At 69.1% G+C, this 13513-nt stretch carries 14 protein-coding genes; 9 read left to right on the top strand and 5 right to left on the bottom strand.

All coding sequences use genetic code 11. The features are described from left to right. Positions 1-33 precede the first annotated feature (33 nt). Together Aph01nite_RS00805 and Aph01nite_RS00810 are read right to left on the bottom strand one after the other, a co-directional pair. Entirely contained in the window at positions 34-855 is an 822-nt protein-coding gene (locus Aph01nite_RS00805) for a class F sortase (RefSeq protein ID WP_204038723.1), read from the bottom strand. After that, on the bottom strand, positions 852-1094 hold the full coding sequence (locus Aph01nite_RS00810; protein ID WP_204038724.1) for a hypothetical protein: 243 nt from the start codon (positions 1092-1094) through the stop codon (positions 852-854). The genes Aph01nite_RS00805 and Aph01nite_RS00810 overlap by 4 nt, the downstream gene beginning before the upstream one ends. Before the next feature lie 326 nt (positions 1095-1420). Here Aph01nite_RS00810 and nfi point away from each other — a divergent pair, with 326 nt between their 5' ends. Beyond that, positions 1421-2080 carry a deoxyribonuclease V gene (nfi, locus tag Aph01nite_RS00815; RefSeq protein ID WP_204038725.1) on the top strand — a complete coding sequence of 220 codons (660 nt, stop codon included), beginning with the start codon at positions 1421-1423 and terminating at the stop codon, positions 2078-2080. Here nfi and Aph01nite_RS00820 read toward each other — a convergent pair. Continuing rightward, positions 2073-3164 carry a hypothetical protein gene (locus Aph01nite_RS00820; RefSeq protein ID WP_204038726.1) on the bottom strand — a complete coding sequence of 364 codons (1092 nt, stop codon included), beginning with the start codon at positions 3162-3164 and terminating at the stop codon, positions 2073-2075. The two genes, nfi and Aph01nite_RS00820, sit on opposite strands and share 8 nt — an antisense overlap. A gap of 68 nt (positions 3165-3232) precedes the next feature. Then, the gene (locus Aph01nite_RS00825) at positions 3233-3511 is read right to left on the bottom strand and encodes a DUF2087 domain-containing protein (protein ID WP_204038727.1); all 279 of its coding nucleotides are present in this window, start codon (positions 3509-3511) and stop codon (positions 3233-3235) included. A gap of 108 nt (positions 3512-3619) precedes the next feature. Between Aph01nite_RS00825 and Aph01nite_RS00830 the strand changes: the two genes are divergently transcribed. From Aph01nite_RS00830 to Aph01nite_RS00845, 4 genes are all read left to right on the top strand, one after another. Beyond that, positions 3620-4516: an AMIN-like domain-containing (lipo)protein gene (locus Aph01nite_RS00830; protein ID WP_204038728.1), complete on the top strand. Its 897-nt coding sequence runs from the start codon at positions 3620-3622 to the stop codon at positions 4514-4516. Between the two features lie 65 nt (positions 4517-4581). Beyond that, on the top strand, positions 4582-5274 hold the full coding sequence (locus Aph01nite_RS00835) for a histidine phosphatase family protein (protein ID WP_204038729.1): 693 nt from the start codon (positions 4582-4584) through the stop codon (positions 5272-5274). A 19-nt stretch (positions 5275-5293) separates the two neighbouring features. Further along, positions 5294-5560, top strand: coding sequence for a DUF6343 family protein (locus Aph01nite_RS00840; protein WP_204038730.1), 267 nt, complete (start codon positions 5294-5296; stop codon positions 5558-5560). 113 nt (positions 5561-5673) lie between these two features. Further along, a complete protein-coding gene (locus Aph01nite_RS00845) occupies positions 5674-6771 on the top strand; it encodes an aromatic ring-hydroxylating oxygenase subunit alpha (RefSeq protein ID WP_373872253.1) in 1098 nt (365 codons plus the stop codon). 202 nt (positions 6772-6973) lie between these two features. On the opposite strand, the gene Aph01nite_RS00850 is transcribed toward Aph01nite_RS00845, so the two are convergent. Further along, the gene (locus Aph01nite_RS00850; RefSeq protein ID WP_204038731.1) at positions 6974-7732 is read right to left on the bottom strand and encodes an IclR family transcriptional regulator; all 759 of its coding nucleotides are present in this window, start codon (positions 7730-7732) and stop codon (positions 6974-6976) included. 99 nt (positions 7733-7831) lie between these two features. On the opposite strand from Aph01nite_RS00850, the gene betA reads away from it, so the two are divergent. From betA to Aph01nite_RS00870, 4 genes are read left to right on the top strand one after another with little or no spacing between them, the layout of a single operon-like run. Further along, positions 7832-9457, top strand: a complete 1626-nt coding sequence (betA, locus tag Aph01nite_RS00855) for a choline dehydrogenase (protein WP_204038732.1) — start codon at positions 7832-7834, stop codon at positions 9455-9457. A 6-nt stretch (positions 9458-9463) separates the two neighbouring features. Continuing rightward, positions 9464-10474: a quaternary amine ABC transporter ATP-binding protein gene (locus tag Aph01nite_RS00860; RefSeq protein ID WP_204038733.1), complete on the top strand. Its 1011-nt coding sequence runs from the start codon at positions 9464-9466 to the stop codon at positions 10472-10474. Then, the gene (locus tag Aph01nite_RS00865; RefSeq protein ID WP_204038734.1) at positions 10471-12450 is read left to right on the top strand and encodes an ABC transporter permease; all 1980 of its coding nucleotides are present in this window, start codon (positions 10471-10473) and stop codon (positions 12448-12450) included. Before Aph01nite_RS00860 ends, Aph01nite_RS00865 begins: the two co-directional genes overlap by 4 nt. Further along, positions 12450-13424: an ABC transporter substrate-binding protein gene (locus tag Aph01nite_RS00870; protein ID WP_204038735.1), complete on the top strand. Its 975-nt coding sequence runs from the start codon at positions 12450-12452 to the stop codon at positions 13422-13424. Before Aph01nite_RS00865 ends, Aph01nite_RS00870 begins: the two co-directional genes overlap by 1 nt. Positions 13425-13513 lie beyond the last annotated feature (89 nt).

Below are 13513 nucleotides of genomic sequence, written 5' to 3' on the forward strand. Positions count from 1 at the left end.
ACCGAAACCCTGATCAAAAAATAATTAGCAATGTTAATTAAATGTCACAGATGTGAGCGTGGCATAGACGATTAGATTGTCGGTGTAACTGTGCGTTTTTCTGTTGTACACGCCGCCGCAGGTGATGAGGCGTAGCGCGGGATGGGCGGTGTCGCCGTACACGCGCTCGGTCGGGAACATTGTTTTGGAGACCTGTTCGACGCCGTCCACGGTGAACGTCACGACCGAGCCGTCCGCCCGCCCGATCCTGACGAGGTGCCCGCGCGCGAGTTCGCGCAGCCGCTGGAAGACCGCGGGTCCGGTACGCGTGTTGACGTGGCCCACGATGACGGCCGGCCCCGCCTCACCCGGGGTCGGACCGTACTTGAACCACCCGGCCAGATTGCGGGCCGACAGCGGCGGCACCTCGATCTCCCGCCGGGCCGTCACCCCGACCGCCCGCAACGGGGCGTCCACCTTGATCCCGGGGATGACCAGCCTGGTCGGATTGGCCTCCCCGACGGGCGCGGCGGGCGGCCCCGCCGGTTCCGGCGGCGGGGCGTCGGCGACGGCCGCGGTCAGCACCGCCCCGGGCCCGCCCGGCCCCACCTCGTTCGGAAAGCTCAGCACTCCCGCGGGTCCGGGCGGATTCACCACCCCGAGCGACTTCCGGACGGCCAGTTCGCTCGGTTCCGAGGCCGCCAGCACGACCCCCACCAGCGCGGTGACGACCGCCGCCACGGTCCCCAGCATCAGGACCAGGCGCACGGGCCCCAGCGGTCCCGAGGCCGGCGCGACGGCGCTCCGTCGGCGCCGGGCCGACCACCCGGCCGGCTGACGCTCGTGCCCCGGTGACTGCTTCCCGGACGTGTTCATGTCCGCCTCCAAATCCGGCGGCCGGGGAGGGCCGCACCAGCCGCCACAAACGCCGTCGTGGGCGCCTGCAAGGTGACGTCGAGTTCGGCGCCCTTTCCGCCACACGTGTAGGGCACGTCGGCTATCCGGGTGCCGGCCGCGGCGGCGTCCTGGACGCGGAGAACTCCGGCCACCGTCAGCAGGAGGACGACGACGCCGGACCAGGCCGACAGCTTGGGCACGGTTGCACGGCCTTTCACGAGGGCCCCTCGCCGGAGGGCGGGCGAGGCAGCAGCGAAAGGCTGACGACCTCGGGTTACGCCCTAGCGGGTTCCCGGCGAAATATTGGTGTGACGCGTGTGAAAGGGAGTCCGGGGCGGTGAACCCGTCCATGCCGCGAGATGGACTGCGTGTGTCGCGCAGCTAGCATCTACGGAATATCCATACATAACGGACATGTCGTGGGGTGTTCTCGGCTCCCGGCGGGTCTCACGTGATCATGCCGCGCCGTGCCCGGCCACGGCTCGCGCCCGCCTCGCGGCGGCGGCAGACTGTACCGGATGGACACCGTCTCGGAGGCCGCCGGATGAACCACTGGCCGACCACGGTCGCCGAAGCGGAGGCCGTGCAGGAACGCCTGCGGCCGCTCGTCGACCTCACCGACCCCGGGCCGCCCGTCGTCGGCCTCGTCGCCGGGCTCGACGTCGGGTACGCCCCTGACCGGGACGAGGTGACCGGCGCCGTCGTCGTCCTCGACGAGACCCTGCGGATCGTGGACCAAGCAACATCCCGCGAAAAAACGAAATTTCCGTACATCCCGGGGCTGTTCGCGTTCCGGGAGCTTCCGCCGCTGCTGACCGCCCTCGACCGGCTCAGCGTCACCCCCGACCTGCTCATCTGCGACGGGTACGGCCTGGCCCACCCCCGCCGTTTCGGCCTCGCCTGCCACCTGGGCGTGCTCACCGGCCTCCCCACGATCGGCGTCGCCAAGACCGCCTTCGTCGGCGCCTGCGACGACCCCGCCCCCGCCCGGGGCAGCTGGACCCCGATCACCCTCGGCCAGGACACGGTCGGCCGCGCCCTCCGGACCCGCGACCACGTCAAACCGGTCTACGTCTCCCAGGGCCACCGCGTCAGCCTCGACAACGCCTGCGCCCACGTGCTCCGTACGACCCCGGCCTTCCGCCTCCCGGAACCGATCCGCCTGGCCGACCGCCTCTCCCGGAGCCGTAGCCAGATCACCTGAGCGTCGACGCGACGACCTGCGGCTTCCCAGCTCCCTTGAAGAAGATCCCGGGGAATCCGCGCGTCTCGAACCCCGCGCTCGGGTTGTTCCGCAGCCGGGACTTCTCGATCCGCAGCGTCCCGGTCATGTCGTTGCTGACGAAGAAGACGGCGCCGCCGCCTTCCCGGGCGGTGTTGTTCTGGATGACCGATCCGGCGACCCGGACGGTGAACCGGTTCCCGTCCGTGTAGATGGCGCCGCCGCTGCCGCCGCCCGGCGTGCCGCCTCTGGCCGGGTTCGCTCCCCTGCCGATCGCCTTGTTGTACGACATGACGCTGTTGAGGATCACCCAGGAGACGCCGATGCTGCTCACCGCTCCCCCGTTGGAGCAGACGCCGCCCTGGCCCTTCGCCCCGCCGAACGTGCTGCGGACCACGTAGACCGGCAGGTTCCGGTACTGGCTCAGCACCCGCAGAGCCGCCCCGCCCACATCGGGCCCGGTCGAGTCACAGCGATTCCTTATAAAGGTGGAGTTGACCACCTTCACCCGTCCGCCCCGGACGAAGACGGCTCCGCCGCCGCCTTCCAGCTTCTCCCCCGTCGCGTTCCCGTCGGCGAACGTCAGGTTCTGGAGCACCAGCTGCGGGCGGCTCTGGTTGTCGCAGTGCGAGGTCGTCCACACCAGCGATTTGTCGCAGGTGTTCATGTAGAGGATGCGCCGCTGGCCCATGCCGCTGAGCGTCACCTTGCCGCCGCCGTCCAGCACGACCCGCGCGCTGGTGTTGCGGACCTTGGCGGTGGCCGTCATGCGGATCACCACCGGCCGCGGGCCGCAGTTGAAGGTGATCACGCCGCCCTTGGCGACGGCCGCGACCACGGCCCTGGACGTGCAACTGGCGGGTGTGCCGTTCCCGACGACCCTGTCCGGCCGCGAGGTGGTGACGGCCCGCGCCTCCGCCGGGACGTACGCGCCTCCGGCGGGGTTGCCCGGCGCGGCCATGGCGGCCTGCGGCACGAGCAACGGGGTGAAGACGCCGAGAACGACGCCGAGAACGACGCTGAGAACACTGGGGGCGGCGAGGACAACGGGCTGCTTCTGTCGCACGCGCCGGATGCTATCGCGACCGGAATATCCGGATTACGACTTTCACCAACCCCGTCGGCGCTCGCGGATCAGACGACGGTGCCGCCGCTGCGCCAGTAGACGCCGTCCTCGCGGGAGAGGAACTCGCCGTCGATCAGGTAGCGGCGGAGCGCGGCGTAGTCGTCGTGGAAGGCGCGCAGGATCTCGTTGACCTGGGCTTCCGGGTAGCGGACGCCCGGTTCGAAGGAGCCGGCGATGTGGTCCAGGACGATGCGGCGTCTGGCGTGCTTGGCGGGCATGCTCACCAGGCGGCCGTTGACGAGGAAACGGCCGAGGACGTCGGAGACCTGGAGGTCCTTGGTGCTCATCCTCGCAGCCTATCCAGGCGGGGCAAGCGGGCTCATCCGGATTTTCCGGGGCTGTTGACTTCGCGTGGCGGCCCGTCACCATGGGAGACGAAGGATCGGACGTGTCGCATGGTCTCTTTACGTGTGGTCTCCTTACGTGCTTTCGCCGCCGTACTCACGGCGGGTGTCCTCGTGGCGGCCGGGTTCAGTGTTCCGGCGAACGCCCAGGCAGTGGTTCCGACGCTGGTCGCGATCAGGGCCGCCCATCATCCGGGGCTGGACCGGCTCGTGTTCCAGTTCCGGGGCGGGCTCCCGGCGCAGCGCAGCGTGCGGTACGTGGCCGGTCTCGTGGGGGACGGATCGGGGCTGCCGATCGCGGTCGCCGGGAACGCGCGGCTGCTGGTGCGGTTCGGTGGCGCGACCGGGCACGCCGGCGGGAACACCACGTACGGCCCCACGCGCCGGACGTTGGCGTTGCCGGGGATCATCCAGGTCGTCAACACCGGGGACTTCGAGGCGGTGCTGTCGTTCGGGGTCGGGGTCGCGAAGAAGTCGGCCGTCCGGCTGTACACGCTGCGGAATCCGAGCCGGGTGGTGGTGGACATCGCCACGCCGTACCGGACTGTGCGGGCGAAGGCGTACTTCCTGAACAGTTTGAACTTCAATGCGGGGCGCACGCCGTACGTGCGGGGTGTGGTGCGGCCTGTGGTGGTGCCGGGGACGGCGGCGGCGGTGTTGCAGCGGCTGTTCGCGGGGCCGACACAGGGTGAGGCCGCGGCGGGATTGCGTTTCGTGGGGTCGGGGGCGACGGGGTTCAGCAAGGTGACGATCAATAACGGGGTCGCGCGGGTCTACCTCACCGGCGGGTGCTCCAGCGGTGGTTCCACCTTCACCGTCGCCAACGAGATCAACCCCACGCTGAAGCAGTTCGCGTCCGTGCGGTGGGTGAAGATCTACGATCCGGCCGGGCACACCCAGCGGCCCACCGGGCGTTCGGACTCCATCCCGGCCTGCCTCGAACCCTAGACATCAGGGCTTTCGAAATGGGCGGCAGGGCCCTCCGCGTTCTATCGACGAGGAGGTCAGGCCAGATGAACTGCCCGCATGCCGCACGATCCGGACCGGTCGAGTTCGTGTACGCCGTACGCCACGGCCAGAGCACGTCCAACGCCGCGTACCTCGCCGCCGAGAAGGACCCGGCGACGGTGATCCCCGGTGACGACATGGCGATCGGCCTGACCGAGCTGGGGCACCGCCAGGCGAACGCGGTCGGCGAATGGATCGCGGGCCTGGGTCCCCGCGAGGCGCCGGACATGGTGTGGTGCTCGCCGTATCTGCGGGCCGCGCAGACCTGGCAGCGGATCGAGAGCCGGCTCCCGGAGCGGCCCTGCCATCGGGTCGACCCCCGGCTCAAGGACCGGGATCGCGGACAGCTGAGTCACAAGACGCCGTGGATGGTGCGGGAACGGTTTCCGGCGGAGGCCCGGGCGGAGGAACGGGATCCGCTGGGGTACAGACCACCTGAGGGGGAATCGTTCCGGGACGTGGCGGCGCGGCTGCGGGAGGTGGTGGCCGAGATCGAAGGCGACGGGCACCGGCGGGTGCTGATCGTCGCGCACGACGCGGTGGTGCTGTTCCTCCGGCAGATCCTCGAAGGGCTGAGCGACGAGGAGGTGCTGGCGGTCGCGGCCGACGGGCTGGCGCACAACGGGTCGCTCACCAGCTGGCGAGGGGCCGGAGGCGGGTATCACCTGGTGTCGTACAACGTGACATTTCGGATGTGACTTTTGGAGGTGAGTCTGAATGAACAAGACGCATCGCATCCGGGATCGTTTCTGGTCGGAGGTCTCGCCGACCATGGAGCGGCCGGAGTCGGCGCTCAACCTGCGCATCGCGCTGGCCACGTTCGGGCTGGTGGTCTGTATCGCGCTCGGGGCGCTGTCGTGGCTGGCCGGATGGTGGGTGGCGGCGGTCGCGCTCGGGGTCGTCGCGCTGATCTCCATCGTCAACCTGGTCGTGGTGGAACGGAAGAGAAGAGAGCGCGGGGACGGGCATTCGTTGTTCGAGTGAGGGTCTCATGAGACCGATGTGACCCGGTTGAACCCTTGACATCCGATTCGGGCGGCTTCACGCTGTTGCGCATAGCGCATGATGTTCCGTTTCGCGAAACAGGGGTGCAAGCGGTGAGCAGCGTGATTCCCACCCTTCCCGGCCGCTACTACACCGATGCGGAGATCTTCGCGGCGGAGCAGCGGGAGATCTTCGAGGCGATGTGGTTCTGCGCGGCCAGGTCCTCGGATGTGGGGACGCCCGGGGCGTTCCGTACGGTGCAGGTGGGGACGGAGAGCATCCTGATCACGCGTAGCCGGGGTGGGGTGCGGGCGTTCTTCAACGTGTGCCGGCATCGGGGGGCGACGTTGTGCGTGGAGGAGTCGGGGTCGGTCAAGCGGGCGTTCTCGTGTGCGTACCACGCGTGGAGTTACGACCTGGACGGGACGCTGGTCGCGGCGCCGAACATGTCGGCCATGCCGGATCTGGATCGGGTGGCGTACGGGCTGGCCAGGGTGCACGTGCGGGAGTGGCTCGGGTACGTCTGGGTGTGTCTGGCCGAGGAGCCGCCGTCGTTCGAGGAGACGGTGATGGGGGCGGTGACCGAGCGGCTCGGGGCGCTGGAGTTGATCGACAACTACTCGCCGGACGCGCTGGGGCTCGGGCGCAGGATCGTCTACGACGTGAAGGCCAACTGGAAGCTGATCGTCGAGAACTTCATGGAGTGTTATCACTGCGCGACCATCCATCCGGAGCTGGTCGAGGTGCTGCCCGAGTTCGCGGACGGGTACGCGGCGCAGTACTACGTCGGGCATGGCGCGCTGTTCGGCGAGGACATCCAGGGGTTCACGGTCGACGGGTCGCCGGGTCTCGACCGGATTCCGTCACTGGCCGAGGAGCAGGATCGGCGCTACTACGCGATCACCATCAAGCCGCAGGTGTTCATCAACCTCGTGCCCGACCATGTGATCCTGCACCGCATGTACCCGCTGGCCGCCGACCGCACGATCGTCGAGTGCGACTGGCTCTACACCGCCGACGTGGTCGCCTCTGGCAAGGACCTCGACAAGTCCGTCGAACTCTTCCACCGGGTCAACGAACAGGACTTCGAAGCCTGCGAACGCTGCCAGCCCCGAATGAGCTCCCGCCTGTACGCCAAAGGAGGGGTTCTGGTGCCGAGCGAACATCACATCGGAGCTTTCCACGAGTGGGTGCTCGAAAAGATCGGCTAGGTGGTTCTCCCACCCACCCACCCTTTGTTTCCTCCCGGGGCTCCGCCCCGCCCCCGCGAATGCCCCTGGGACTCCGCCTCCGCAACAGCCTCCGAACTCCACATCGCTCCCGCGAAACGGCTTCGGGGCTCCGCCCGCTCCCGCGAAGCGACCGCGGACCTCACCCCCGCATGTCGAACAGGGCAGACCGCTGTCCGGCGGGCTAGGAGGAGCTGTGGCCGAGGCGGGTGCTGATTTCCGTGGCACCTCCTATCAAGGTGGGGGCCATATCGTGGACGCGCTGTTCCGTGAGGCGATATGCGGGGCCGGAGACGCTGACGGCGGCGATCACTTCGCCGTGGAAGGAGCGTACGGGGGCCGCGACCGCGTTCAGGCCCTCCTCCAGTTCTTCGAGGGTGGTGGCGTAGCCGCGGGTTCGGGCGGTGGTGAGTTCTTTTTCCAGGTCGGGGATCGTGGTGATGGTGCGCGAGGTGAAGCGTTCCAAGGTGATCTGGGAGAGCAGGGCGGGGTCGGCGTGGGCGAGGAGGATCTTGCCGCTGGAGGTGGCGTGGAGCGGGGTGAGCTGGCCCACCCAGTTGTGGGCGGTGACCGCGGAGGGGCCTCTGACCTGGTCCAGGTTGACCGCGTAGACCGAGCGGAGGACGGCGATGTTGACGGTTTCGCCGAGTTCCTCGGCCAGGCGCTGGCAGGTGGGGCGGGCGCGCTGGGCGATGTCGAGCTGGGTGTCGACGCCGGCGGCGAGGCGGATGAGGCCGAAGCCCAGGCGGTACTTGCCGCGGTCCTCGGCCTGTTCGACCAGGCCGCGCGCTTCGAGGGCGCCGAGCAGCCGGAAGGCGGTGGACTTGTGGACCTCGATCTCGGCCGCGATCTCGCTGACGCCGGCTTCGCCCTTGCGGGCGAGGATCTCCATCACGGAGATGGCGCGGTCCACGGACTGCACGCCCCCGCTTTCGTTGCCCATGGCGCAACTGTAGCCGTCGATCACGATCGATTAAATCTCTGTTGCTACTAGTGAAACGTGGTGCGTATGACGCTACGATTCGGCAAAAGTGGAGGGGTCATGACATATGACTTCATCATCGTTGGCGGCGGCTCGGCCGGGTGTGCGCTGGCGAACCGGCTGTCGGCCGATCCCGGGACGAGGGTGCTCGTGCTGGAGGCGGGCAGGCCCGACTACCCGTGGGACGTGTTCATCCACATGCCCGCCGCATTGACCTTCCCGATCGGCAGCCGCTTCTACGACTGGAAGTACGAGTCCGAGCCCGAGCCCCACATGCGGAACCGCCGGATCTACCACGCGCGCGGCAAGGTGCTCGGCGGATCCAGCAGCATCAACGGGATGATCTTCCAGCGGGGCAACCCGCTCGACTACGAGCGCTGGGGCGCCGATCCGGGCATGGAGACCTGGGACTACGCGCACTGCCTGCCGTACTTCAGGAGGATGGAGAACTGCCTGGGGGATCCGGGGACGGAGTTCCGGGGGCACGACGGGCCGCTGGTGCTGGAGCGCGGGCCGGTGTCGAGCCCGCTGTTCCCGGCGTTCTTCGAGGCCGTGCAGGAGGCCGGATATCCGCTGACGGACGACGTGAACGGGTTCCGGCAGGAGGGGTTCGCGGCGTTCGACCGGAACATCCGGAACGGGCGGCGGTGGTCGGCCCGGCGGGCGTACCTGGACCCGGCGCGGAAGCGGAAGAACCTGACGGTACGGACCCGGGCGCTCGTCACGAAGGTGCTGTTCGAGGGCACCCGGGCGGTCGGCGTGGAATGCGACGGGGAGAGCGTTCGCGGCAGGGAGATCATCCTCTGCGGGGGCGCGATCAACTCGCCGCAGCTGCTCCAGCTCTCCGGCGTGGGCAACGCGGACGAACTGCGCGAGGCGGGCGTGACGCCGGTGCACCATCTGCCCGGGGTGGGCGAGAACCTCCAGGACCACCTGGAGGTGTACATCCAGCACGGGTGCGGCCAGCCGGTGTCGATGCAGCCGTACCTGAAATATCGGCATCGGCCGTGGATCGGGGCGCAGTGGCTGTTCCTGCGGAGCGGGCCCGGCGCGACCAACCACTTCGAGGCGGGCGGGTTCGTCCGGAGCAACGACGAGGTCGCCTACCCGAACCTGATGTTCCACTTCCTGCCCCTCGCCGTACGGTACGACGGCTCCGCGCCGGCGGGCGGCCACGGCTACCAGGTCCACGTGGGGCCGATGTACTCCGACGCCCGCGGATCGGTGAAGATCCGCTCCAACGATCCCCGGCGGCACCCGGCGCTGCGCTTCAACTACCTCTCGACCGAGCAGGACCGCCGCGAATGGGTGGAGGCCGTACGGGTCGCCCGGTCGATCCTGGAGCAGCCGGCGCTCAAGCCGTTCAGCACCGGGGAGATCTCGCCAGGCCCGGACGTACGGACCGACGAGGAGATCCTGGACTGGGTGGCCAGGGACGGGGAGACCGCGCTCCACCCGTCGTGCACGAACCGCATGGGCCTGGATGAGATGTCCGTGCTTGACCCGGCCACCATGCGGGTGCACGGTTTGGATGGAATTCGTGTGGTGGATGCGAGCGCGATGCCGTACGTCACGAACGGCAACATCTACGCCCCGGTCATGATGCTGGCCGAGAAGGCGGCCGACCTCATTCTCGGCAACACCCCCCTAGCCCCTCAGCACACCCCCTTCTATCGCAAACCCTAGGTGCCCATGAGAGATCAGCCCGTCCTCGACGTACGCGGCCTGTGGAAGGTTTTCGGGCCCCGGCCGGAACGTGCCGTCGGCACCACGCTGTCGCGGCAGGAGTTGAAGGAGACGACGGGCTGCGTGGCCGCCGTCCGCGACGTGTCCTTCACGGTCCGGCCCGGCGAGGTCTTCGTCGTCATGGGACTGTCGGGGTCGGGCAAATCGACGCTGGTCCGATGCCTGACCCGGCTGGTCGAGCCGACCTCGGGCGAGATCCTCTTCGACGGCGACGACATCCGGAGGGCCGACGAGCGGCGGCTGCGGGAGCTGCGGCGGCACCGGCTGGCGATGGTGTTCCAGCATTTCGGGCTGCTGCCGCACCGCTGCGTGCTGGACAACGTCGCGTTCGGGCTGGAGATCCGGGGCAGCGCGCGGGCGGAGCGGTACAAGCGGGCCCGCGAGGTGCTGGAGCTGGTCGGTCTGACCGGATTCGAGAACTCCTACCCGGACCAGCTCTCCGGCGGCATGCAGCAGCGGGTGGGGCTGGCGCGGGCCCTGGCCGTCGATCCCGACCTGCTCCTGTTCGACGAGCCGTTCTCGGCGCTGGACCCGCTGATCCGGCGGGAGATGCAGAACGAGGTCATCCGGCTGCACCGCGAGGTCGGCAAGACCATGGTCTTCATCACCCACGACCTGAGCGAGGCGCTCAAGCTGGGCGACCGCATCCTGATCATGCGGGACGGCGAGCTGGTGCAGATGGGCACCGCCGACGAGGTGGTGGGCGCGCCCGCCGACGACTACGTGCGCGACTTCGTCAGCGACGTCCCCCGCTCGCACGTGCTGACCCTGCGCTGGATCATGCGGGACGCGATGGAGGGCGAGCCGCTCGACGGCCCGGAACTCGATCCCGACCTGGTCATCCGCGACGCCGTGCGCGTGGTGCTCTCCGCCGACCGGCCGGTCCGGGTCGTCCGCGACGGCGCGTTACTCGGGGTGGTCACCAGCGCCGAGATCCTGGAAATGATCGCGCGATGACCGCCCTCACCGTGACCGCGCGCCTGCCCGCCCGGCGCTACCTGATCGGCGCGGTCCTGGCCGCCTGGGTGCTCGGGCACGCCCTGCTGTCCGGCCGGGACACCCTCCCGCTGGGCGGGGCCGAGCTGACGCCCCTGCACGAAGGCGCCAACGAGGCGTGGGACACCGTCGACGACAACCGCAACAGCAATCCGTTCTTCTTGTACTTCGTCAACTACATCCGGCTCGTCCTGGACGAGTCGGTGCGTTTCGTGCAGGCGCTGATCAGCCAGCCGTCGTTCGGGCGGCCGGTGCCGCTGCTCGGCTGGCTGGGCGTGGTGGCGCTCGCGGCGGCGATCACGTACCTGTTCGGGAACATCCGGGTGGCGCTGCTGACGGTGGCCGGGTTCGTGTCGTTCGGGCTGCTGGGGCTCTGGGCGGAGAGCATGGACACGCTGGCGCTGACGCTCACGGCGGTGGCGTACTCGCTGGCCGTGGGCATCCCGCTGGGGGTCTGGGCCGGGCTGAGCGACCGGTTCAACCGGTTCGTCACGCCGGTGCTGGACTTCATGCAGACCATGCCCACGTTCGTCTACCTCGCGCCGCTGACCCTGTTCTTCCTGATCGGCCCGGCCAGCGCGACCATCGCGACGATGATCTACGCGATCCCGCCCGCCATCCGCATCACCGCGCACGCCATCCGCGAGGTCTCCCCCGTCACACTGGAGGCCGGCGCCTCCCTGGGCGCCACGGCCGCGCAGTCGCTCCGGCACGTACGGCTTCCGCTGGCCAGGCGCACCATCGTGGTCGGCGTCAACCAGACGATCATGGCGGCGCTCTCCATGGCCACCATCGCGGCGCTGATCGACGCGCCGGGGCTGGGCAAGACCGTACTGAAGGCGCTCCAGACCCTGGACATCGGCGCGGCCTTCAACGCCGGGCTGGCGATCGTGATCATGGCGGTGGTGCTCGACCGGGCGACCACGGCGGCCAGCCGGCGGGTGGAGGCGCAGCGCCGTACAGGACGTGAAATATCGGCCTTCTTCCGGCGGGTAGAGGTGACGGTCGCGCTGGGGATCGCGGCGGTGCTGAGCTACCTGTCCTATACATACGTGTGGGCGGCGGTGTTCCCGGCCGAGGCGAACATCGGGTCCTACGTCCGGCGGGCGGCGGACGCGGCCAGCGCCTGGGTGCAGGACAGCCTGGCCGGGTTCACCGACGCGCTCAAGAACCTGGTCACGTACGGCCTGCTCAACCCGTTCGAGTCGCTGCTGGCCGGGTCGCCGTGGTGGCTGGTGTTCGCGGCGGGGGTGGCCATCGCCGCGCTGGTCGGCGGCGTACGCGCGGCGATCACGGCCGCGGTGGGCCTGGCCGCCCTGATCGGGCTGGGGCTCTGGCAGGACAGCATGGTCACGCTGGCCGCCACGCTGGTGGCCACCCTGCTGGTGATGGCGCTGGGCGTGGCCGCCGGCGTGTGGATCGGCAGGAGCGACCGCGCCGACGCGGTGCTGCGGCCGGTCCTGGACGCCGGGCAGACCATGCCCGCCTTCGTCTACCTGGTGCCGATCCTGGGCCTGTTCGGGCCGACCAGGTTCACCGCCATCATCGCGGCCGTCGTCTTCGCCGCCCCCGTCGCGATCAAGCTGGTCGCCGAGGGCATCCGCGGCGTGCCCGCCACCACGGTCGAGGCGGCCCGCTCGGCGGGATCCAGCCCCTGGCAGGTCATCACCAAAGTCCAGCTGCCGATGGCGCGCGGCGCGGTCGCGCTGGCCGCCAACCAGGGGCTGATCTACGTGCTCTCGATGGTCGTGGTCGGCGGCCTGGTGGGCGCGGGGGCGCTGGGCTACGACGTGGTCGCCGGGTTCTCCCAGCACCAGTTGCGCGGCAAGGGCCTGGCGGCGGGGCTGGCCATCGTCGTGCTCGGAATCGTCCTGGACCGTGTGACACGGGCGGCCCAGGCCAGAACGGATCGACTCGGGGTGATCAAGGAGGACTAATGGCAATTCGACGAATAGCTCTGGTGGCCGGGGCCGCGCTGATCCTGACCGGATGCGGCGGGGCCAAGGTCGGCGAGGCGCCCAGCGCCGCGCCCGGCACCGGAGCGGCCGGGTCCGGCGCGGCCTGCGGGACCCTCAACCTGGCCATCAACCCCTGGGTCGGGTACGAGGCGAACGCGGCCGTGATCGCGCACGTGGCCGAGAAGAACCTCGGCTGCACGGTCGTCAAGAAGGACCTGAAGGAGGAGGTCGCCTGGCAGGGCTTCGGGACCGGCGAAGTCGACGCGGTGGTGGAGAACTGGGGTCACGACGACCTCAAGAAGAAGTACATCGAGGAGCAGAAGACCGCCGTGGACGCGGGCCTGACCGGCAACAAGGGCGTGATCGGCTGGTACGTCGCGCCCTGGATGGCGGCCAAGTACCCCGACATCACCGACTGGCAGAACCTGAACAAGTACGCGGAGCTGTTCAAGACCTCCGAGTCCGGCGACAAGGGCCAGCTGCTCGACGGCGACCCGTCCTTCGTCACCAACGACGAGGCGCTGGTGAAGAACCTCAAGCTCGACTACAAGGTGGTCTACGCCGGCAGCGAGGCGGCGCTGATCACCGCGTTCCGGCAGTCGGAGAAGGAGCAGAAGCCGGTCATCGGCTACTTCTACGAGCCGCAGTGGTTCCTGTCCGAGCTGAAACTGGTGAAGATCAACCTGCCCGCGTACACGGACGGCTGTGACGCGGACGCGGCGAAGGTGGCGTGCGACTACCCGCTGTACGAGCTGGACAAGATCGTGAGCAAGAGGTTCGCGGACTCCGGCAGCCCGGCGTACACGCTGATCAAGAACTTCACCTGGACGAACGACGACCAGAACCTGGTGGCGAAGTACATCTCCGAGGACAAGATGGCCCCGGCCGAGGCCGCCGCGAAGTGGGCGGCCGACAACGAGGCCAAGATCAAGGCTTGGCTGCCGACCAGCTGAGCACGGGCTGTCCCGTGCTGCTTGACACCATTTGAGCAGCACGGGACGCTTGTTGCGGCAAACGCGGTCAGTTGCGCATATTGCAACAG

The sequence above is a fragment of the Acrocarpospora phusangensis genome (assembly GCF_016862995.1).
Lineage (GTDB): Bacteria > Actinomycetota > Actinomycetes > Streptosporangiales > Streptosporangiaceae > Acrocarpospora > Acrocarpospora phusangensis.